19 protein-coding genes are annotated in these 20,864 nt (G+C 71.9%); 11 read left to right on the top strand and 8 right to left on the bottom strand.

The genetic code is table 11. The features are described 5' to 3' along the window. The first annotated feature begins 15 nt into the window (after positions 1–15). The 3 genes from ACFWZH_RS21085 to ACFWZH_RS21075 are packed head-to-tail and all read left to right on the top strand — an operon-like array spanning position 16 to position 3,568. The gene (locus ACFWZH_RS21085) at positions 16–1,005 is read left to right on the top strand and encodes a hypothetical protein (RefSeq protein WP_384433133.1); all 990 of its coding nucleotides are present in this window, start codon (positions 16–18) and stop codon (positions 1,003–1,005) included. Further along, positions 1,002–2,132: a hypothetical protein gene (locus tag ACFWZH_RS21080; RefSeq protein WP_384433130.1), complete on the top strand. Its 1,131-nt coding sequence runs from the start codon at positions 1,002–1,004 to the stop codon at positions 2,130–2,132. The genes ACFWZH_RS21085 and ACFWZH_RS21080 overlap by 4 nt, the downstream gene beginning before the upstream one ends. After that, positions 2,132–3,568, top strand: a complete 1,437-nt coding sequence (locus ACFWZH_RS21075; RefSeq protein WP_384433128.1) for a hypothetical protein — start codon at positions 2,132–2,134, stop codon at positions 3,566–3,568. Before ACFWZH_RS21080 ends, ACFWZH_RS21075 begins: the two co-directional genes overlap by 1 nt. A gap of 60 nt (positions 3,569–3,628) precedes the next feature. On the opposite strand, the gene ACFWZH_RS21070 is transcribed toward ACFWZH_RS21075, so the two are convergent. Then, positions 3,629–5,158, bottom strand: coding sequence for a peptide MFS transporter (locus ACFWZH_RS21070; RefSeq protein WP_384433125.1), 1,530 nt, complete (start codon positions 5,156–5,158; stop codon positions 3,629–3,631). 486 nt (positions 5,159–5,644) lie between these two features. Here ACFWZH_RS21070 and ACFWZH_RS21065 point away from each other — a divergent pair, with 486 nt between their 5' ends. Continuing rightward, the gene (locus ACFWZH_RS21065; RefSeq protein ID WP_033266590.1) at positions 5,645–6,325 is read left to right on the top strand and encodes a response regulator transcription factor; all 681 of its coding nucleotides are present in this window, start codon (positions 5,645–5,647) and stop codon (positions 6,323–6,325) included. 6 nt (positions 6,326–6,331) lie between these two features. Continuing rightward, complete coding sequence (locus tag ACFWZH_RS21060; protein ID WP_384433122.1) at positions 6,332–7,579, top strand: ATP-binding protein; 1,248 nt, start codon at positions 6,332–6,334, stop codon at positions 7,577–7,579. A 19-nt stretch (positions 7,580–7,598) separates the two neighbouring features. On the opposite strand, the gene ACFWZH_RS21055 is transcribed toward ACFWZH_RS21060, so the two are convergent. Beyond that, positions 7,599–8,117 (bottom strand): GtrA family protein, encoded by a 519-nt coding sequence (locus ACFWZH_RS21055; protein ID WP_384433119.1) that lies wholly within the window; start codon positions 8,115–8,117, stop codon positions 7,599–7,601. 136 nt (positions 8,118–8,253) lie between these two features. Beyond that, positions 8,254–8,682, bottom strand: coding sequence for a hypothetical protein (locus ACFWZH_RS21050; RefSeq protein WP_384433116.1), 429 nt, complete (start codon positions 8,680–8,682; stop codon positions 8,254–8,256). 185 nt (positions 8,683–8,867) lie between these two features. Between ACFWZH_RS21050 and ACFWZH_RS21045 the strand changes: the two genes are divergently transcribed. The 3 genes from ACFWZH_RS21045 to ACFWZH_RS21035 are packed head-to-tail and all read left to right on the top strand — an operon-like array spanning position 8,868 to position 11,721. Next, positions 8,868–10,052 carry a 5-(carboxyamino)imidazole ribonucleotide synthase gene (locus ACFWZH_RS21045; RefSeq protein WP_384433436.1) on the top strand — a complete coding sequence of 395 codons (1,185 nt, stop codon included), beginning with the start codon at positions 8,868–8,870 and terminating at the stop codon, positions 10,050–10,052. After that, positions 10,049–10,588, top strand: a complete 540-nt coding sequence (purE, locus tag ACFWZH_RS21040; RefSeq protein ID WP_384433113.1) for a 5-(carboxyamino)imidazole ribonucleotide mutase — start codon at positions 10,049–10,051, stop codon at positions 10,586–10,588. Before ACFWZH_RS21045 ends, purE begins: the two co-directional genes overlap by 4 nt. Then, positions 10,585–11,721 carry a dipeptidase gene (locus ACFWZH_RS21035; RefSeq protein ID WP_384433110.1) on the top strand — a complete coding sequence of 379 codons (1,137 nt, stop codon included), beginning with the start codon at positions 10,585–10,587 and terminating at the stop codon, positions 11,719–11,721. The genes purE and ACFWZH_RS21035 overlap by 4 nt, the downstream gene beginning before the upstream one ends. A gap of 394 nt (positions 11,722–12,115) precedes the next feature. Here the strand turns inward: ACFWZH_RS21035 and ACFWZH_RS21030 are convergent, their stop codons facing one another. Next, a complete protein-coding gene (locus ACFWZH_RS21030; RefSeq protein WP_384433107.1) occupies positions 12,116–13,456 on the bottom strand; it encodes a UDP-glucose dehydrogenase family protein in 1,341 nt (446 codons plus the stop codon). A 209-nt stretch (positions 13,457–13,665) separates the two neighbouring features. Here ACFWZH_RS21030 and ACFWZH_RS21025 point away from each other — a divergent pair, with 209 nt between their 5' ends. Continuing rightward, a complete protein-coding gene (locus ACFWZH_RS21025; RefSeq protein WP_384433104.1) occupies positions 13,666–14,841 on the top strand; it encodes an acyl-CoA dehydrogenase family protein in 1,176 nt (391 codons plus the stop codon). Between the two features lie 80 nt (positions 14,842–14,921). Here ACFWZH_RS21025 and ACFWZH_RS21020 read toward each other — a convergent pair whose 3' ends face one another. Further along, positions 14,922–16,208, bottom strand: coding sequence for an LCP family protein (locus ACFWZH_RS21020; RefSeq protein WP_384433101.1), 1,287 nt, complete (start codon positions 16,206–16,208; stop codon positions 14,922–14,924). 241 nt (positions 16,209–16,449) lie between these two features. Here ACFWZH_RS21020 and ACFWZH_RS21015 point away from each other — a divergent pair, with 241 nt between their 5' ends. Continuing rightward, a complete protein-coding gene (locus tag ACFWZH_RS21015; protein WP_384433099.1) occupies positions 16,450–17,004 on the top strand; it encodes an acyl-CoA thioesterase in 555 nt (184 codons plus the stop codon). On the opposite strand, the gene ACFWZH_RS21010 is transcribed toward ACFWZH_RS21015, so the two are convergent. Genes ACFWZH_RS21010 through ACFWZH_RS21000 form a run of 3 tightly spaced genes read right to left on the bottom strand, consistent with a single transcriptional unit; the run spans position 16,955 to position 19,519 of the window. Further along, positions 16,955–17,536: a VanZ family protein gene (locus tag ACFWZH_RS21010; protein ID WP_384433096.1), complete on the bottom strand. Its 582-nt coding sequence runs from the start codon at positions 17,534–17,536 to the stop codon at positions 16,955–16,957. The two genes, ACFWZH_RS21015 and ACFWZH_RS21010, sit on opposite strands and share 50 nt — an antisense overlap. Before the next feature lie 38 nt (positions 17,537–17,574). Beyond that, the gene (locus tag ACFWZH_RS21005) at positions 17,575–18,033 is read right to left on the bottom strand and encodes a hypothetical protein (RefSeq protein WP_384433093.1); all 459 of its coding nucleotides are present in this window, start codon (positions 18,031–18,033) and stop codon (positions 17,575–17,577) included. A gap of 22 nt (positions 18,034–18,055) precedes the next feature. After that, positions 18,056–19,519: an LCP family protein gene (locus ACFWZH_RS21000; RefSeq protein WP_384433090.1), complete on the bottom strand. Its 1,464-nt coding sequence runs from the start codon at positions 19,517–19,519 to the stop codon at positions 18,056–18,058. Between the two features lie 268 nt (positions 19,520–19,787). On the opposite strand from ACFWZH_RS21000, the gene ACFWZH_RS20995 reads away from it, so the two are divergent. After that, positions 19,788–20,819 (top strand): glycosyltransferase family 2 protein, encoded by a 1,032-nt coding sequence (locus ACFWZH_RS20995; protein WP_384433087.1) that lies wholly within the window; start codon positions 19,788–19,790, stop codon positions 20,817–20,819. The last annotated feature ends 45 nt before the right edge of the window (positions 20,820–20,864 follow it).

Raw genomic sequence — 20,864 nt, 5'->3', positions numbered from 1 at the left:
CACCAGGAGCCGCCGATGCCGTTCCGTCCGCGCACCGCGGTCAGCGGGGTGATCCTCGCGGCCGCCGCCGTGCTGCTGTGCCCCGCCGCGGCCGGGGCGCAGCCGTCCGCTGCGCCCGGTGACCCGCGCTGGTCCGCGGCGCCCGCGCCCGGTGACGGCGCCGAGCCGAGCGCACAGGACCGCCCGTACTTCTATCTGGAGGGCGCGCCGGGCACCGTCATGAACGACCGGCTCGCCCTCAGCAACCCCACCGGCCACGCCGTCACCGTACGGCTGCGCGGCTCCGGATCCGGCGCCGGAGCGTGGCTCGCGCTCGCCGCGCGCGAGGTGAAGCTCCCCGCGCACACCCGCGCGGGCGTCCCGTTCTCGGCGACCGTGCCGCGCGACGCGCTCCCCGGTGACCTGGCCGGCGCGATCGTCGCGACCGGCGGGGGCGCGGGCGGGCGAGGCGGGCGGGTCACCGTACCGGTGCATCTGCGGGTGACCGGACCGGAACTGTCCGCGCTGACCGTCGAGAACGTGGCGGTGCGGGGCCGGGGGAGCGCGGCCGTCATCCGGTACACGCTGGTCAACCGCGGCAACACCTCGCTCACCCCGCGGCTGGCGGTGCGCGCCGACGGGCTGTCCGGACCGGTGCTGCGGCGCGCCGCCCGCACCCTGCCGCTCACCCTGAAGCCAGGCCGGAGCGTCGATCTGACGGAGGAGTGGCCCGATCCGCCCGCGCTGGACGCGGTGGACGTGCGGCTCGCGGTGACGGCCGAGGGCGGTGCGCACGGGTCCGCCACGGCTTCGTACACGGCCTTCCCACCGGGTGCCGGCGCGGGGGCGGCGCTCGTCGTGGCCGCGGGGGCGGGCAGTGCGGTGGCGGTCCGGTGGCGCCGCGTGCAGGGCCGGAACCGGCCGCCGGGCGAGCGGGACGCGGCCGTCGGTGAGCGGCCGGCCGGCGGCGAAGTGGCCGACGCGGCAGGTCGACTGGCGAACACGGGATCAGGAGCGCGATCGTGAACGGGGAGCAGGGCAGGTCGACGGCCGGCGCGGCAGCCGGCGCCGGGACGTGGCGGAGGACGGGCAGGGGCCGGCGGCCCCGGGGGCCGAGGCGGACGGCGGCCGCACTGGCCCTGTGCGCGGCCCTGGCACTGGCCGTGTGGCCGGACACCGCGGCCGGCGCGCGCGCCCGGGCCGACGGCGAGCCCACCGTCCGGCTCTCCGCGAAGGAGGCCGGCAAGGGCGGCGCCCTCACCGTGACCGGCCGCGGCTGGCGGCCCAAGGTGCTGCTCACGCTGCTGATCTGCGGACAGAACATGATCGGCGGCACCAACTCCTGTGCCAACGGGGACGGACGGGCCGTCAGAACGGACGCACGTGGCGCCTTCCGCAAGAGCCTCCCGGTCGCCGAGCCGCCCAAGCCCTGCCCCTGTGTGGTGCATGTGGCGACGGTGACGGGTGCGGCGGCCGCCGCGGACGCCGCGTTCAAAGTGGCGGGCCACCCCGTCGCACCGCTGCCCGAGGAGCGCACCGGCGGCCGCCTGGCGGTGCTCGCCCAGCCGCGGCTGTCGGGCAGCAGCGGCCTGCTGACCTGGTTCGGCGCCCCGCCGCAGCGCGAGTTGACCGTCACGGTCGGCAACCTCGGCTCGGCGCCGGCCAAGGACCCGGTCTTCGAAGTCGGCACCTCGCACGGGGTCTTCGCCCCCCAGTGGGAGGAGCAGCAGTGGCGGGGGACCGTACCCGCCGGGAAGAAGGCCGAGGTCACACTGCCGGTCGAGCTGGCGGCCGGCGCGCACGGTGACTACCTGGTCTCGCTCAAGTACGGCGGCAAGGTCCTGGTCGAGCAGCCCTGGGGGGTCGGCAGGCCCTGGGGCGTGACGCTCTTCTGGGTGCTGCTGTGCGTCGTGGTCCCGACGGCGGTGTTCCGCGTCGGGATGGCGATCGTGGACCGGGTACGCCCGCGCCGTACGGCCCGCGCCACCGGTCGCCGCCGGGCGCGTACCGCGGCCGGCCGCAGGGCCCGCACCACCGTCAGAAGTGCTGCCGCACAGGACGGCGAGGCCGCCGCCCTGCCGTGGTTCACCCCGGACACCGCACCGTCCACCACCACATCAACCGAACGACCGACGTCGAAAGGTTCTGCGTGATGAGGCAACGGAGGAGAGCCGCGGTGGCCTCGGCGGCCGCGCTGGTGCTCGCGGGTGCGGGCGTCATGGCCGCGGCCGGTACCGCCCAGGCGGCGGAGGTGTCGTACAAGACGGAGTGTCTGCCGCCGCCGATATCGGGGCTGCCGCCGATCCAGGGCACCACGAAGGTGGCCGTCAGCGCACCCGCGACGGCGAAGGTCGGCGACGAGATCGAGGTGGTCTGGAAGACCGTCGAGGCCGCGTCGAAGAACCCCGACATCCTCGACCTGGGGGAGAACACCGTCCAGCCCACCGGCACGATCACGGTGGCCGGGGCGCAGAGCGGCGAGCTGCCGATGCAGGGGCCGCGGGAGAATCCGCCGATCCCCAAGGGCGGCGCGATGAAGCTGTCCGACATGACGGGCAAGCTGAAGCTGACGAAGCCCGGTGAGATCACCCTCACGCCCGGCTTCTACAACATCAACGTCAACAAGCCGATCTCCACCGACACCAAGTGCTCGGCCAAGGAGGCGGTGAAGCCCGCGGTCACGGTGAAGGTGACCGACGGCGGAGGCGATTCCGGCGGTACGTCCTCCGGGGGCGGCACCAACGGCGGCACCAACGGCGGCACCGACGGCGGCAGCACCACCGGCGGCTCGACCGGGGGAACCGCGAACGGCGGCACCACCGGGGGCGGCACCGACGGCGGCACCAGCGCCGGCACCTCGGGCGGTACGGGCGGCTCCGGCGGTGCGACCGGCGGCTCGACCGGCGGTTCCGGCGGCGACCCCGACGGCACCGCGTACAAGGGCACGGAGGTGAAGGTCCCCTACGCCTGCAAGACGCCCATCGGGGACAAGAAGGCGACCTCGCCGGTGCAGATCAACGCCGTGAAGAAGGGCGGCGGTTACGACCTGACGGTGCAGTTCAAGAAGTCCGTCATGGACAGCCCGGCCGACATCCCCAAGGACTCGGTCAAACCGTCGATGGACGTCAAGGTGGGCGGCGCGGACAAGGGTTCGGTGAAGGTCGAGGGGCCGACGAACCCCGAGCCCATCAAGTCCGGCGACCCGATCGAGGTCCCCGACCTGAAGGGCACCTACAAGCCGGGTGCCACCGGCAAGGCCACGCTGACCCCGGGCGTCCTCACCGTCAACGCCCTGGGCACGACCACGACCTGCACCCCGGAGAAGGACCCGGGCGTCTCGCTCACGCTGGACACCGCGGCGCAGCCGGGCGGCACCTCCGGCGGCTCGTCGGGCGGCGCGGCGGCCTCCGGCGGCAGCGCGGCGGGACCGGCCAGCGTCTCGGGCGGGAGCGGGAGCGGCGGCGGCCTCGCCGAGACCGGAGCGAGCGATCACGGCGCGCTGACCGCGCTCGGCCTGGTCGCCGGCACGGTCATCCTGCTCGGCGCGGCGGTCTTCGCCTTCACCCCGTGGCGGCGGCTGGGCCGGTAGGACACCGGAAGGGCCCGGTACGCAGCTGCGTACCGGGCCCTTCCATGGTTGCGGGTCGCGTCAGCGGACGTCGCCCATGAGCGCAATGATCTTCTTGCGGCTCAGGTAGATCGCCAGACCGGCCAGCACCGCCATGGCGGCCTCGACGGCCAGCACCGGGATACCGCTCAGGTCCGCGCCGCCGGTGGACAGCAGGGTGACGATGCAGTCGCCCGCGGTGACGGCCAGGAACCACACGCCCAGCATCTGGCTCGCGTACTTCTGCGGCGCCATCTTGGTGGTCACCGACAGGCCGACCGGGGACAGGCACAGCTCGCCGATGGTCTGGATCATGTAGATGGAGAGCAGCCACATCGGGCTGACCTTCGAACCGTCCGAGGCCATCATCATCGGCACGATGAAGACGGCGAACGAGGCGCCGATGAAGAGCATCGCCATCGAGAACTTCACCGTGGTGCTCGGCTCGCGGTCGCGGCGCGCCAGCCGCAGCCACAGCCAGGCGAACACCGGGGCGAGGGCCATGACCCACAGCGGGTTCACGGACTGGAACCACGAGGAGGGGAAGCTCAGCCCGAAGACCTCGCCGTTCGTCTTCTTCTCCGCGAAGACGGACATCGTCGAGCCCGCCTGGTCGAAGATCATCCAGAACACCGCGGCGGCCACGAAGAACCAGATGTAGCCGCTGACCTTGGTCTGCTCGGTGTCGGTCAGCTCCTTGTCGCGCTTGATGCGCGCCAGGACCGTGATCGGAATGACCAGGCCGAGCAGGGCCAGCGGGACGAGCGCCCAGTTCAGGGTGAAGTGACCGGTGAAGCCGACCACGCCGTAGAAGACCGCGGCGACGGCGGCCCAGATCAGGCCCTTGCGCAGCCACGCGGTGCGCTCCTCCGCCTGAAGCGGGGTCGGCACGACGCTGGACTGCGGGCTGAAGTGGCGGGTGCCGAGCAGGAACGACACCAGGCCCAGGGCCATACCGAGCGCTGCCAGCGCGAAGCCCATGTGCCAGTTGACGCTCTGGCCGACCGTGCCGATGGCCAGCGGCGCCGCGAAGGCACCGATGTTGATGCCCATGTAGAAGACGGTGAAGCCGCCGTCCCGGCGCGGGTCCTGGGGGCCGTCGTAGAGGTGGCCGACCATCGTCGAGATGTTGGCCTTCAGCAGACCCGAGCCCACCGCGACCAGCGCCAGACCGACGAAGAACATCGCCTGGCCCGGTACCGCCAGCGCCAGGTGGCCGGTCATGATCACGCCGGCCGCGACCGCGACGGTCTTGCGCGGGCCCCAGATGCGGTCGCCGATCCAGCCGCCGGGCAGGGCCAGCAGATAGACCATCGCCACGTAGATGGAGTAGATGGCCGAGGCGGTGACCGCGTTCATGGCCAGACCGCCGCCCTGGGCGCCCGCCTCGGCGTCCGGGCCGCCGGAGATCAGATAGACCACGAGCAGGGCGCGCATGCCGTAATAGCTGAAGCGCTCCCACATCTCGGTCATGAAGAGGGGGGCCAGTCCGCGGGGGTGGCCGAGGAAGGTCTTGCCGCCGTCCACAGGGGTGCCCTGCTTGGCGTTGTCCTTCGTCAGGCTTGACGCCATGGAAGTTTCCTTGTTCTGCTCGGGACGCGTTCGAGAGTCCCGATACGCGCCCTTGTGGGGGTTGACCGGCACCGGTGCAGACATGCCCCCCCACGTCCGGGGGTTCGGCACCACGCAAGGCGGGTGCCGGCAGGACGGTCGTACACCGGGATCCACGCCCCCCGTGCTGCTGCGCGGCGGACCCGGTCGTCAGGTCATTCACTGTGTTCAGGACTGGTGGTGCTAGCCTGCACACAACAGGGACCGCCGACTCCGGTGAAGAGCCACGGTCCCGGCGTTGTGCGACGGACGTCCGGCCACCATACGTCTCGTTAACGCGCGTTTGGGCGCCGTGAGACAACGCTCACATTCGGGTCGGGAACCCTCCACCGCCGCCCCTTCGAAGGGTCCGCAGCTCACGGCCGTGATGGCCGGGGAAACGGTCCGTCACGGGCCATCCCTGCTGGTCCGCCCCTCGGGCGCGATACATCGGACTACCATCGGGCCATGACCCGTGTACTGCTCGCCGAGGATGACGCGTCCATCTCGGAGCCGCTCGCCCGCGCACTGCGCCGCGAGGGTTACGAAGTCGAGGTGCGCGAGGACGGCCCTACGGCGCTCGACGCCGGTCTCCAGGGCAATATCGATCTCGTCGTCCTGGACCTGGGGCTGCCCGGCATGGACGGCCTGGAGGTCGCCCGCCGGCTGCGCAACGAAGGCCATTCCTTCCCCATCCTGGTGCTGACGGCTCGGGCCGACGAGGTGGACACCGTCGTCGGCCTGGACGCCGGCGCCGACGACTACGTCACCAAGCCCTTCCGGCTCGCCGAACTCCTCGCCCGCGTCCGGGCCCTGCTGCGCCGCGGCTCCACCGCCGAGCCCCAGCAGCCGCCCGCCACCCACGGCGTACGGATCGACGTCGAGTCGCACCGCGCCTGGATGGGCGAGGAGGAACTCCAGCTCACGGCCAAGGAGTTCGACCTGCTGCGGGTCCTGGTGCGCGACGCCGGCCGGGTCGTCACCCGCGACCAGCTGATGCGCGAGGTCTGGGACACCACGTGGTGGTCGTCCACCAAGACGCTCGACATGCACATCTCCTGGCTGCGCAAGAAGCTCGGGGACGACGCCGCCAACCCCCGCTACATCGCCACCGTCCGTGGCGTCGGCTTCCGCTTCGAAAAGAGCTAGGGGCCCGTGCGCCGTCGCCTGATCAACTCCACGCTCGCCGTGGTGCTCGTCGTGATCGCCGTCTTCGGTGTCTCGCTCGTGATCGTCGAGACCCGCACGATCCAGTCCGGTGCGCAGGAGAGCGTGGCGTCCGAGGCGGTCCGGCTCGTCGGGATCGTGGAGAGCCGGCTGGGCAGCGGCGAGAAGATCACCCCGGACGTGCTCTCCGAGCAGATCACCGCCAAGCGGTACGCCGAGATCAAGGTGCCCGGCAAGGCGCCGATCGAGATCGGACAGCGGCCCTCGGGCGACGTCATCGAGTCGACGGTGCGCGGGGATCGCGGTGAGTCCGTCACGGTCGAGGAGTCGCGTTCCACGATCAGTTCGGAGATCGGCCGGACGCTGCTGGTCATTCTGGCCGTGGCGGTGCTGGCGATCCTCGCGGCCGTCGTGCTGGCCGTCCGCCAGGGCCGCCGGCTGACCGCGCCGCTGACCGACCTCGCCGAGACCGCCGAGCGGCTCGGCTCGGGCGACCCGCGCCCCCGCCACCGCCGCTACGGCGTCCAGGAGCTGGACCGGGTCGCCGACGTACTGGACGCCAGCGCCGAACGGATCGCCCGGATGCTGACCGCCGAACGGCGGCTGGCCGCGGACGCCTCCCACCAGCTGCGTACGCCGCTGACCGCGCTGTCCATGCGGCTGGAGGAGATCACCGTCACCGACGACCCGGAGACGGTGAAGGAAGAGGCCACCATCGCGCTGGCCCAGGTGGAGCGGCTGACCGACGTCGTCCAGCGGCTGCTGACCAACTCGCGCGACCCGCGCAGCGGCTCGGCGGTCGCCTTCGACCTCGACGAGGTGGTCAAGCAGCAGATCGAGGAGTGGCGGCCGGCCTACCGCAGCGCCGGGCGGGCCATCGTCCGCTCCGGCAAGAAGGGGCTGCGGGCCGTCGGCACACCGGGCGCGGTTGCCCAGGTGCTGGCCACCTTGATCGAGAACTCGCTGATGCACGGCGACGGGACGGTCGCGCTGCGCACCCGCGTCACCGGCAACCAGGCGGTCGTCGAGGTCACCGACGCCGGCCCGGGTGTTCCGCCGGACCTCGGCTCGCGGGTCTTCGAGCGGACCGTCTCCGGACGCAACTCCACGGGGCTCGGACTGGCCGTCGCCCGGGACCTCGCGGAGGCGGACGGCGGGCGGCTGGAACTGCTCCAGCAGCATCCGCCGGTCTTCGCGCTCTTCCTGGCCCGCGAGGCGGAGCCCGCCGACGTGTGAGCGGCCCGCGGCTGCCCGGCTACTTCCGGGAGCCGCTGCGCGGGTGCGACGGGCGGTGGGAGCCGTCGTCGAGGAAGGACTCAGCGGTCTCTATCGCCTCCCGCGCGGGCAGCGTGCGGAAGACCCAGGTGCGGTAGGACCAGAAGCGGAAGAGCGTGGCGAGGCCGATGCCGAGGAACTTGAAGACGTTGCTCTGCAGCCGGCTGTCCCAGCCGAACCCGTAGGTCGCGATGTAGAGCAGGCCGTTCTCGATGACCAGGCCGACCGCGCTGAACAGCAGGAAGAGCGTCAGTTCCTTCGTACGGCCCCGCTTGTCGCGGTCGCGGTAGGTGAAGTAGCGGTAGCCCAGATAGTTGGTGCCGGTCGCCACGACCGTGGCGATGATGCTGGCCCGGACGACGGGCACGTCGGTCAGCTGCCGTACGAGGTTGAACACCGCGAAGTTGACCACGACGCCCGCGCCGCCGACCGCGCCGAACTTCACCAGCTCGCGAGTGAGCGCCTCCAGCCGCGACCGCAGCGCGCTCCGTTCACTCATGGTGGTCGTTCAGCTCCCCGTTGTGGGCGGTGTCCGCGGCCGTCAACCCTGGTCCGCCCCCTCATGCTAACCACGCCTCGAACGGCGGTGCCCCACTCCCGGCCATTGTGCGCGGGCGGCCCCTCGGCGCATGCGGTCAGCCGACGGTGACACGGAAGTTGAGGGTGCGGGCGCCCGGCTCCTCGGCGCCGGTGGCGCAGCTGCGGCAGCGCAGCAGCCGTAAGTCCGTGCGGCCGGCGCGGACCGCCTCGAAGTCGAGGTAGCGGGCGGGGCCGGTGCCGGACGGCGTGGCGCCGCCGGTGGCCCGGCGGGCGCCGGTCGCTTCGAGGACGCCGGGGTCGGGGCGGGGCGGGGCGATGATCCAGTGGTAGCGGCCGGCCGGGTCGTCCTCGACCCGCACGCTGAAGCGGTCGCCGGCCCGGACCGCGATCTCCGTGTCGTCCGCGTCGAAGACCTTCGGCGCGGACAGCTGACTGATCACCGAGTGCACAGCGACCACCAGCGTGGCGATCGCGACGCCGATCACCAGCGCCCGGGCGCCCCTCGATATGCCACTGCTTTCCATCCGGCCTCCCCTTGGCCGGGCCGCAGCCCGGCACCGGTCGCACACCCGTGCCCGAGACTAATGGCCGGTGCCGATCTTCCACCGGCGATCTTCGAACGCGCGAACTCGGAGGATCATCCAAGCCGGGGTCGGGGTCGCGGCGCGGGGCGGATACCCTGGGGGGCGTGACGTTCCCGGTAGTCGGCATGGTCGGCGGCGGTCAGCTCGCCCGTATGACCCACGAGGCGGGTATCCCCCTCGGCATCAAGTTCAAGCTTCTCAGCGACACTCCGCAGGATTCGGCGGCCCAGGTGGTCAGCGATGTCGTCATCGGCGACTATCGCGATCTGGACACGCTGCGCTCCTTCGCGCGCGGCTGCGATGTGATCACCTTCGATCACGAGCACGTCCCCACCGAGCATTTGCGGGCCCTGGAGGCCGACGGCATCCCCGTCCGGCCCGGTCCCGACGCGCTGGTGCACGCCCAGGACAAGGGGGTGATGCGCGCCAAGCTGGACGCGATCGGCGTCCCCTGCCCGCGCCATCGCCTCGTCTCCGACCCCGCGGACGTGGCACGTTTCGCGGCGGAGATCAGCGGGGGCGGCGCGGAGCGCCTCGAGGAGGGGCGGTGGCCGGGCGACGGGTCGGGCGGCTTCCCGGTGGTCCTCAAGACCGTCCGCGGCGGCTATGACGGCAAGGGAGTCTGGGTCGTACGATCCTCCAAGGAGGCCGAGGAGCCCTTCCGCGCCGGGGTGCCCGTCCTTGCGGAGGAAAAGGTGGAATTCGTCCGCGAACTGGCCGCCAACATCGTCCGCTCACCGCACGGCCAGGCCGTCGCCTACCCGGTCGTGGAGTCCATCCAGGTCGACGGCGTCTGCGACACCGTGATCGCACCGGCGCCCGACCTCGACCCCGAGCTGGCCGGCCAGGCCCAGGAGCTGGCGCTGCGGATCGGCAAGGAGCTGGGCGTCGTCGGCCATCTGGCGGTCGAACTCTTCGAGGCCGTCGCCGCCGACGGCACCCGCCGCATCCTCGTCAACGAGCTGGCCATGCGCCCGCACAACTCCGGCCACTGGACCCAGGACGGCGCGATCACCTCGCAGTTCGCCAACCACGTCCGTGCCGTGCTCGACCTCCCGCTCGGCGATCCGCGCCCGCGCGCCCGCTGGACGGTCATGGCCAACGTCCTCGGCGGCGACTACCCCGACATGTACTACGCGTACCTGCACTGCATGGCACGGGACCCGCGGCTGAAGATCCATATGTACGGCAAGGACGTGAAGCCCGGCCGTAAGGTCGGACACGTCAACACCTACGGCGACGACCTGGCGGATGTGCGCGAGCGCGCCGCGCACGCCGCCGGCTATCTGCGAGGAACGATCACCGAATGACTTCAGCCGCGAACCCCGTGATCGGCATCGTCATGGGCTCCGACTCCGACTGGCCCGTCATGGAGGCCGCCGCCCAGGCTCTCGCCGAGTTCGAGATCCCCTACGAGGTCGACGTCGTCTCGGCCCACCGCATGCCGCGCGAGATGATCGCGTACGGCGAGGACGCCGCCGACCGTGGCCTGAAAGCGATCATCGCCGGCGCCGGGGGCGCCGCCCACCTCCCCGGGATGCTCGCCTCGGTCACCCCGCTGCCGGTCATCGGCGTCCCCGTCCCGCTGAAGTACCTCGACGGGATGGACTCGCTGCTGTCCATCGTGCAGATGCCGGCCGGCGTGCCGGTCGCCACGGTCTCGGTCGCCGGCGCCCGCAACGCCGGACTCCTCGCCGCCCGGATCCTCGCCGCCCACGACCCCGAACTCCTCGCCCGGATGCGCGACTTCCAGCAGGAGCTGAACGAGCAGGCCACCGAGAAGGGCAAGCGACTGCGCAACAAGGTCGCCACCCCCAACGGCTTCGGCTTCGGCGGCGCCAAGTGAGCTCCTCCCTGGAGGAGGCGCGGGCCCTGCTCGCCCGCTGGCCCGTCGTCGACGGCCACAACGACCTGCCCTGGGCGCTGCGCGAACAGGTCCGCTACGACCTCGACCGGCGCGACATCGCCGCCGACCAGTCCGCGCACCTGCACACCGACCTGCCGCGGCTGCGGGCCGGCGGCGTCGGCGCGCAGTTCTGGTCGGTGTACGTACGCGCCGACTACGCGGGCGACACGGCGGTCAGCGCCACCCTCGAACAGATCGACGCCGTACGGCAGTTGACCGCCCGCTACCCGGACGAGCTGCGTCTGGCGCACACCGCCGACGAGATGGAGGCGGCCCGCGCCGAGGGCCGCATCGCCTCCCTCATGGGCGCCGAGGGCGGCCACTGCATCAACAACTCGCTGGCCACGCTGCGCGCGCTGTACCGACTCGGCGTGCGCTATATGACGCTCACCCACAACAGCACCATCGACTGGGCGGACTCCGCCACCGACGAGCCGCGCCACCAGGGCCTGAGCGCCTTCGGCGAGGAGGTCGTCCGCGAGATGAACCGCTGCGGGATGCTGGTCGACCTCTCGCACGTCTCGGCCGACACCATGCGCGACGCGCTGCGGGTCGGCACCGCGCCGGTGATCTTCTCGCACTCCTCCGCCCGCGCCGTCTGCGACCATCCGCGCAACATCCCCGACGACGTGCTCGCCCAGCTGCCCGCCAACGGCGGCGTCGCGATGGCCACCTTCGTCCCGAAGTTCGTGCTGCCCGAGGCCGTCGAGTGGACGCTGCGCGCCGACGAGAACATGCGTGCCCACGGTCTGCACCACCTAGACACCACCGAGGCGGGCATGACGGTCCAGCGGGCCTTCGAGGCCGCCAACCCGCGCCCCAGGGCCACCGTGGCCACCGTCGCCGATCACCTCGACCACATGCGCGAGGTCGCCGGCGTCGACCACATCGGCATCGGCGGCGACTTCGACGGCACCGCCTTCACCACGGACGGCCTGGCCGACGTGGCGGGCTATCCGAACCTGGTCGCCGAACTACTCGACCGCAACTGGTCCCAGGCCGACCTGGCCAAGCTGACCTGGCAGAACGCGGTGCGGGTGCTGCGGGCGGCGGAGGCGGTCGCTCGGCGCTAGGCCTGCCTCCCACGTTGTCGGCTGCGCCTTGCTGCTTCCCACGTTTTCGGCTTTCCCGCCGTGGGGGCTTGTCGCCGTTGCGCCTGCGGCGGGCGGTTGTGTGTCGGGTGCGGTGACAGCCCTACGGACTCCGTCCTACGGTCTGTCCCCTCCCGTGGGTGGGTGGAAAGAGCGGTCGGTGGGGGCGGGCCCTGTCCGTCGACCGCGCGCGCACGACGATGTACGTTCACCCCCACCGGTCTCCTCTCCCCCCTCCCACGGGAGGGGGCGGACCGCAGGACGGAGTCCGGAGGGGCGCACCCGCTGCCGTAAACGCCCCGCGCAGCGGCAACCAGCCCGCCGCAGGCGGTACGGCGGGCCAGCCAGACAAGTCGGCCGCAGCAAAGCGCAGCGGCTAGGCCTTCGGCCGACCAAGCGCCCGATACGTCCAGCCCGCCTTGCGCCACAGCTGGGCGTCCAGCGCGTTGCGGCCGTCCAGGATGCGGGGCTCGGCGACCACCTCGGCCAGGGCGGCCGGGTCCAGTTCGCGGAATTCGCGCCACTCCGTGAGGTGGAGCACGACGTCGGCGCCCCGTACGGCGTCCAGGGCGGTGTCGGCGTAGGAGAGCGTCGGGAAGACGCGCCTGGCGTTCTCCATGCCCTTCGGGTCGTAGACGGTGACCTGGCCGCCCTGGAGATGGATCTGGCCGGCGACGTTGAGCGCGGGGGAGTCGCGTACGTCGTCCGAGTCCGGCTTGAAGGTGGCGCCGAGGACGGCGACCCGCTTGCCGAGGAAGCCGCCGCCGACCGCGTCACGGGTCAGCTCGACCATGTGGCCGCGGCGCCGCATGTTGATCGAGTCGATCTCGCGCAGGAACGTCAGCGCCTGGTCGGCGCCGAGCTCGCCGGCGCGCGCCATGAAGGCCCGCAGGTCCTTGGGCAGGCAGCCGCCGCCGAAGCCGATGCCGGCGCGCAGGAACTTGTTCCCGATCCGCTCGTCGTGCCCGATCGCCTCGGCCAGCTTCACCACGTCGCCGTCGGCCGCTTCGCACACCTCGGCCATGGCGTTGATGAAGGAGATCTTCGTGGCCAGGAAGGAGTTGGCGGAGGTCTTGACCAGCTCGGCCGTCGGGTAGTCCATGACGATGAACGGCGAGCCCTCGGCGATCGGCGTGGCGTACACCTCGCGCAGCAGCTCCTCGGCCCGTTCGCCGGCCACCCCGGCCACGATCCGGTCCGGGTGCAGGGTGTCGTCGACGGCGAAGCCCTCGCGCAGGAACTCGGGGTTCCAGGCCAGCTCGGCCGCCGCGCCGGCCGGGGCGGCCTGCGCCAGCCGCTTCGCGAGCCGGGCCGCGCTGCCCACCGGGACCGTGGACTTGCCGACCACCAGCGTCGGGCGGGTCAGATGCGGCGCCAGCGCGTCGAAGGCGCTCTCCACGTAACTCATGTCGCAGGCGTACTCACCGTGCTTCTGCGGGGTGTTCACGCAGACGAAGTGCACATCGCCGAACGCCCCGACCTCCTCGTAGGAGGTGGTGAAGCGCAGTCGGCCGCTGGACCCCTCGATCCCGGCGACATGGCGGCGCAGCAGCTCCTCCAGGCCCGGCTCGTACATCGGGACCTCGCCGCGCTGCAGCATCTCGATCTTCTCGGGGACCACATCGAGCCCCAGCACCTCGAAGCCGAGCTCGGCCATGGCCGCGGCGTGGGTGGCGCCAAGGTAGCCGGTGCCGATCACGGTGATCTTGAGGGCCATGGATGCTCCAGACGCATACTGAGGAAAACGGCGCTGACCGAGCATAGTCGCGCCTGGAACGGTCGACTCCAGCCCGCGTGGGAGCAGCTCTGTAACTGTCGGCAACCTCACGTATCCGCAGGCCGGGGTGGGCGCCTAGAATCCGGAGAGGTAAAGGGTTACTTAACGGTAGTTAGCACTGCCGGGAGCTCACAGGGGAGTGAGAGTTAGTGGCGGGATCCGCTGATTTCGATCTGTACCGACCGTCGGAGGAGCACGACATGCTCCGTGAGTCGGTGCGCTCGCTCGCCGAGGCGAAGATCGCGCCGTTCGCCGCCGCCGTGGATGAGGAGGCCCGCTTCCCGCAGGAGGCGCTCGACGCGCTGGTCGCCAACGACCTGCACGCCGTCCACGTGCCGGAGGCCTACGGCGGCGCCGGCGCCGACGCGCTGGCCACCGTCATCGTGATCGAGGAGGTGGCGCGGGTGTGCGCCTCGTCCTCGTTGATCCCGGCGGTCAACAAGCTCGGCTCGCTGCCGGTGATCCTCTCCGGCTCCGAGGAGCTGAAGAAGAAGTACCTGGGCCCGCTCGCCAAGGGCGACGCGATGTTCTCGTACTGCCTGAGCGAGCCGGACGCCGGCTCCGACGCGGCCGGCATGAAGACCAAGGCCGTGCGCGACGGCGACCACTACATCCTCAACGGCGTCAAGCGCTGGATCACCAACGCCGGCGTCAGCGAGTACTACACGGTGATGGCCGTGACCGACCCCGAGCAGCGCTCCAAGGGCATCAGCGCGTTCGTGGTGGAGAAGGGCGACGAGGGCGTCTCCTTCGGCGCTCCGGAGAAGAAGCTCGGCATCAAGGGCTCCCCGACCCGCGAGGTCTACCTGGACAACGTCCGGATCCCGGCCGACCGCCTCATCGGCGCGGAGGGCACCGGCTTCGCGACGGCCATGAAGACCCTGGACCACACCCGCATCACGATCGCGGCCCAGGCGCTCGGCATCGCCCAGGGCGCCCTGGACTACGCCAAGGGCTACGTCCAGGAGCGCAAGCAGTTCGGCAAGCCGATCGGCGACTTCCAGGGCATCCAGTTCATGCTCGCCGACATGGCCATGAAGCTGGAGGCGGCCCGTCAGCTCACCTACGCCGCGGCCGCCCGCTCCGAGCGGATATCGGCCGGCGGCAAGGGCGAGGACCTGACCTTCTTCGGCGCCGCGGCCAAGTGCTACGCCTCCGACGCGGCCATGGAGATCACCACGGACGCCGTCCAGCTGCTCGGCGGCTACGGCTACACCCGTGACTACCCGGTCGAGCGGATGATGCGGGACGCCAAGATCACGCAGATCTACGAGGGCACGAACCAGGTGCAGCGCATCGTGATGGCCCGCAACCTGCCCCAGTAGGCGGCGGCGCGCAGGCGGCATGCGCAAGGGCCCCGGACCGCGGTCGCGGTGCGGGGCCCTTCGCCGTTCCGGTGCGCCGGTCAGTCGCCGGAGACCGTGACCTTCTCGTCGTTCTTCAGCTGGGTCACCAGCTGCTGGAGCTTGGTCTTGTCCCAGACGAGGTTGCCGCCGTTGCTGCCGGAGATCGGCATGTTCATCGACTTGCCGTCGCCGCCGGTGACGTCCTTCATCGCGAAGAACATCTGGCCCAGGTCCCACAGGCTCATGTCCTTGTCGACGATCAGCGTGTCCAGGCCGGCGCTCATCGTCGGGTAGAGCTTGAAGGGGTTGAGGACGGTGCCCGGGGTGGCGGTCTGGCTCGCCAGGGTGGCCAGGAACTTCTGCTGGTTCTTGGTGCGCTCCAGGTCCTGGGTCGCGAACGCGTGGCGGGTGCGGACGAAGGCGAGCGCCTGCTGGCCGTCGAGGGTCTGCTTGCCGGCCTGGAAGTCGGCGCCGGAGTCCTTGTCCTTGAACGCCTTGGGGATGTCCATCTCGACGCCGCCGATGGCGTCCACGATGTTGGCGAAGCCGGCGAAGCCGATCTCGACGTAGTGGTCGATGTGCAGCTTGGTGTTGAACTCGACGGTGCGCACCAGCAGCTCCGGGCCGTCCTCGGCGTAGGCCGCGTTGAGCTTGGTGTGCCGCCCGGTGCCCTGGTACTTCTTGCCGGAGTCGGAGCCGACGAAGGACGGGATCTCCACGTCCGAGTCGCGCGGCAGAGAGATCAGCGTCGGACCGTTGCTGCCGTCGTGCAGGATCATCATCGAGTCGGTCCGCTTGCCCTCGGCCGAGCCGGTGTGCAGCTTCTTCTTGTCCTCGGCGGACATGCCCTCGCGGCTGTCGGAGCCCACGATCAGGTAGTTCGTGCCGTCGCCCTCCTCCGGCCGATCGATGACCTTGCTGAGGTCGACCTCGCGGCGGAGCTTGCCGTCGGCCCAGAAGTACGTGGCGACTGAACCGACCAGCAGCACCACGAGCAGGGCGATGAGGGTCCGCTTGATGCGGCGGCCCCACTGGGGGCGCGGCCGGCCGTCGCCGTAGCCGTCGTCGTAGCCCCCGCCGCCACCGCGGCCGCCGCCGTAGACCTGGCCGGTGTTGTAACCGTCGTCGTACGCGTCGTCGTAGCCCTGGGACTGCTGCGGCGGCACGGTCGCTCCCCGGCGCGGGGACATCGACGGCGGCATCGGGGGCTCTGGCCGCGGGTAGCCGGCGCCCGCGTCGCGCCGTACCTGCGGCATGGCGCGCACGCCCTCCGGATCGCCGCTGCTGCCGCGTCCGTACCTGTTGCCGTTCTGGTCGCCGGACCACCCATTGGGCCACTCATTCATACCCGGCAGTGTGCACGCCGCAGGGGGGTGTCCCATAGGGCGGGTGCCGGATCGGGCCAGGGCTGTTGCAGAGCTGATGCAAAGCCACGGCGGCCTTCCGCCGCATACCTGAAGGGGCCGTGACCATTCCGGCGGGGCCGAATGGAAGCATCCATTCCGGATAGTTTCCGGCGGGGTCGGGAGACCTGTGTCACGTACGGAGCGGGGCGGTGGCCCCACGGACGCCGCTTAGGCTGGCTGCATGACCGAACTCGTCACCAACGACCCCGACGGCAGGCTCGTGGGCAAGCCCACCTCCGTGTCCCGCATCACGCTCAGCCACATCATGACGGCCGGCGACACGAACCTCCTGGGGACCGTCCACGGTGGCGTGATCATGAAACTGGTCGACGACGCGGCGGGCGCGGTGGCCGGGCGGCACTCCGGCGGGCCGGCCGTGACCGCCTCCATGGACGAGATGGCCTTCCTGGAGCCGATCCGGATCGGCGACCTCGTCCATGTGCGCGCCCAGGTCAACTGGACCGGCCGCTCCTCGATGGAGGTCGGCGTACGGGTCCTGGCCGAGCGCTGGAACGAGTCCAGCCCGGCCCAGCAGGTCGGCTCCGCCTACCTCGTCTTCGCCGCCGTCGACGAGCACGGCAAGCCCCGCCAGGTGCCGCCGGTGCTCCCCGAGACCGAGCGGGACCAGCGCCGCTATCAGGAGGCGCAGATCCGCCGTACGCACCGCCTCGCCCGGCGCCGCGCGATCAAGGAGCTGCGCGAACGGCGCGCCGCGGAAGGCCTCGACGACGCATAGCGGCCGCGGCCAGCTGCCCGAGCAGGGTCAGCCCCGCGCCGACGACGGTGCCGGCCGCCGCGCACAGCACATCGTCGATGTCGGCGATCCGCCCGGCCCGCATCAGCAGCTGCGCCGTCTCGATGACCAGGCACAGGCCCACCCCCATCAGGAACGCCGCGGCCAGCGGGGTGCGCGGCGCCGCGAACCGCAGCAGCAGCGGTACCGGCACGAACAGTGCGGCGTTGGCCACCTGGCGCCGCACCAGCATCTCCAGCTCGCCCGGTTCGAGCTGGGCGCCCAGCTCGAACAGGCCCTCACCGGGCCGCCACCACACCGTCGCGTCCCCGGAGCCGATCGGCTGGGCCGGTGCCAGCGTCGCCACCAGGACCACCAGCAGCCAGACCGTCAGCAGCACCCGGGCGGTGGTGCGCGGTCGGCCGTCGGCCGGGACGGCGGCGGTCCACAGGGCGAAGGCGGCCGCCACGGCCAGCGCCACGATGAGGAAGAGCGTCACCGTGGTGGGGGTGATGCCCAGCACAACCTGCCACACGATGCGCACCCTTCAGGTCAGTCCGGGCATACCGGACGTCAACTGCAGCTCCATTTTGTGACGTAGACCGTCTCCCCGCGCTCCATGACGCCCCGGATGCACTCGTCCGACAGCATCTCCACCCGGCCGCTCAGCGTGACGGCGCCGCCCCGCGTCCGCCCGGTGCCGAACCAGCCGGGGAACGCGGTGATACGGACGTTCTTGCGCTGATAGCCGAGCCGCACGGTGATCTCGCCCAGGCCGGTCGCCGCCCCGTGCCGGCGGTAGGCCGCGGTGTACATGCCGTCGGCCCCCACCGGTCCGCGCAGACACAGCTGGCCGCGCACCAGGTCACCGCAGCCGGTCGGGGCGGCCGGCGCCGGCGGCGCGGCGGCGGCGGTGGCCACGACCAGGCACATCGCCGCGACGGCCACCGACACCCGGCGCGCGGAGCGGCGCGCGTCCGGTCGGCGCGCGGGCGTCGTGGGCGCGGTGCGACGGGGCGCGGGGACACTCATGCCGAATCCTCGCTTCGCTCGCTCATGGGCACACGGCCTCATCGCCGGTGATCGCCGAGATCCCGCCCGGCCGCTGCCCCGGCTCCTCGGCCCGCACCCGCCGCACCGCATGGTGCTGCCGGCCGACCGTCACCCGCATCACCGGCCCCTGCCCGGCCGCCGGGCGCAGCTGTGCGCCCGGCAGCGCGGCGGCCAGCGAGCGGGCCGAGCGGTCCCAGCGCGGGTCGTAGGCGATGACCGTGCGGGCCACCGCGCCGGGGGAGCGGCCGGGGGAGCCGGTGACGGCGAACCCGGTGGCGCGCAGCGCGCCGGCCACCGACGTGCCCAGCCCCGCCCGGTCGCTGCCGTTGTCGACCCGCACCCGCACCTGGTCCGGCGGCACCTCCACGGCCGTGGCGCGCGGCTCCTTGCGGTCCCGGTGCACCGCGATCGGCCGGTCCTCGCGGATCGCCTGGAAGAGCTTGGGCGCCCGCACCGGATCCCACCGCACCGTCGAGCCGACCCCCCGCACCGGCTGCGCCAGATCGGCCAGCGGTACGGAGGTGAACTCCGAGGACGACGGGGTGAAGCCGCGCATCGCCTGCCCGAGGTCGACCAGGTCGTTGGCCCCGAAGCCCGAGTCGGCGCGTACGGACTTGAGCATCGTGTCGGCGACGTCCTTGAAGCGGATCGGGTTCATCAGCACTCCGGAGGAGGTGATCTTGTGGATGAGGGCGGCCAGGAAGCGCTGCTGGCGCTGCATCCGGCCGAGGTCGGCGGAGCCGTCGACATGCCGCGAGCGCACGTACTGCAGCGCCCGGCCGCCGTTGAGCTGCGACTTGCCGACCGGCAGATCCAGCCCCGTGTAGCTGTCGCGCAGCGGACGCGCGGTGCAGATCTCCACCCCGCCCACCGCGTCCACGCCGTGCATGAAGCTGGTGAAGTCGACCTCCAGGTAGTGGTCGATGTGCACCCCCGTCATGTGCTCGACGGTCCGCACGGTCAGATTGGGGCCGCCCTCCGCGTACGCCGCGTTCAGCTTGATGGCGTGCTGGGCGCGCTGCCGGCCGGTGGCGGCGTCCCGGTGGGCGGGCACCTCGGCGTAGGAGTCGCGCGGCAGGCTGATGACGCTGGCGCGGTCGCGGTCGGCGGAGAGGTGCACCAGCATCAGCGTGTCGGTGCAGTGGCAGGGCGCACCGCCCAGCCGGTAGTTCCGCTTCTCCCGCGCGGTGAGCCGGTCGCGTCCGTCGGTGCCCACGACCAGGAAGTTCAGCCCGTCGCCGCCGCCCGGCCGGTTGCTCATCCCGGTGAAGGCGTCCACCCGCCCGATGCCGCGTTCCACGCCGGTCACCATCGCGTGCCCGACGCCGCTCGCGGCCAGCAGCAGCACGGACGCGACGGCACTGCTCCGCAGCCCCCACCGCGGGCCCGACGGGCGCCGGGACGCGGCCGCCCGGGCGGACCGGCGTCGCCCTGCCGGGCGGGGGGAGCGGAACGGCGCGGTCACGGGGGACACCTCCGCGGCTGGCCGGGCGTGATCGGCGCCCGTCGGGGGAGCGGTCGGGGTAGTGGCGAACAGGGATGAATCGGGAGAGAACACCGTAGGTCAATATGATCTGCTGCAAAGCGCCACACGCCGGTCATCGGCCGCCCGGCCACCCGACCGCGTCCGACCCCGTCGTCCATTCGCGGTAACGTGAGGCGCGATACCGCAGTCTCCCGGCGGGCGCCGCCGTCCCTGGCGGCTCCGTCACGGGCCGTACCCCCGAGGAACCATGCCGCAGCAGCAGCCCCCGGCCGTCTCCGTGATCATGCCGGTGCTCAATGAGGAACGTCACCTGCGCAATTCGGTCCGGCACATCCTGGAGCAGGAGTACGCCGGCGAGATGGAGGTGGTGATCGCCCTCGGCCCGTCCACGGACCGCACCGACGAGATCGCCGCCCAGCTGGTGGCCGAAGACTCCCGGGTGCACACCGTGCCGAACCCGACGGGCCGCACCCCCGCCGCGCTCAACGCCGCCATCAAGGCCTCCCGGCACCCCATCGTCGTACGCGTCGACGGCCACGGCATGCTCTCGCCCGACTACATCGCCACCGCCGTGCGCCTCCTGGAGGAGACCGGTGCGGCGAACGTCGGCGGCATCATGCACGCCGAGGGCGAGAACGCCTGGGAGGACGCCGTCGCCGCCGCGATGACCTCCAAGATCGGCGTCGGCAACGCCGCCTTCCACACCGGCGGCCAGGCCGGCCCCGCGGAGACCGTCTACCTCGGGGTCTTCCGCCGTGAGGCCCTGGAGCAGCAGGGCGGCTACAACGAGGAGTTCATCCGCGCCCAGGACTGGGAGCTGAACTTCCGCATCCGCGAGGCCGGCGGCCAGATCTGGTTCTCGCCGGAGCTGAAGGTCCAGTACCGCCCCCGGCCGAGCATCAAGGCGCTGGCCAAGCAGTACAAGGACTACGGCAAGTGGCGCCATGTCGTCGCCCGCTACCACGCCGGTTCGATCAACCTGCGCTACCTGGCACCGCCGACCGCGGTCGGCGCGATCGCCGCGGGCATCGTCGTCGGTGCGACCCTCACGCCGTGGGGCCTCGTCGTCCCGGCCGGTTACCTGGCGGCCATCACCGCGGGTTCACTCCCCGCCGGCAAGGGCCTGTCGCTCAAGGCCCGCGCCCAGATCCCGGTCGCGCTGGCCACCATGCACATGTCCTGGGGCGTCGGCTTCCTCACCAGCCCCCGCTCCCTGGCCAAGCGGGTCATCGCCAGCCGCCGCCCGGCGGTCGTGCGTCCGGCGGCCGGGGCGGAGTAGACGGGTCCGCCGGGGCGCCCCACGCGCGGGCGCCCCACGCCCCAC

Origin of the sequence: Streptomyces sp. NPDC059008 (assembly GCF_042749045.1) — a bacterium.
Classification (GTDB): domain Bacteria; phylum Actinomycetota; class Actinomycetes; order Streptomycetales; family Streptomycetaceae; genus Streptomyces.
This window is presented reverse-complemented; position numbering and strand designations above follow the sequence as displayed.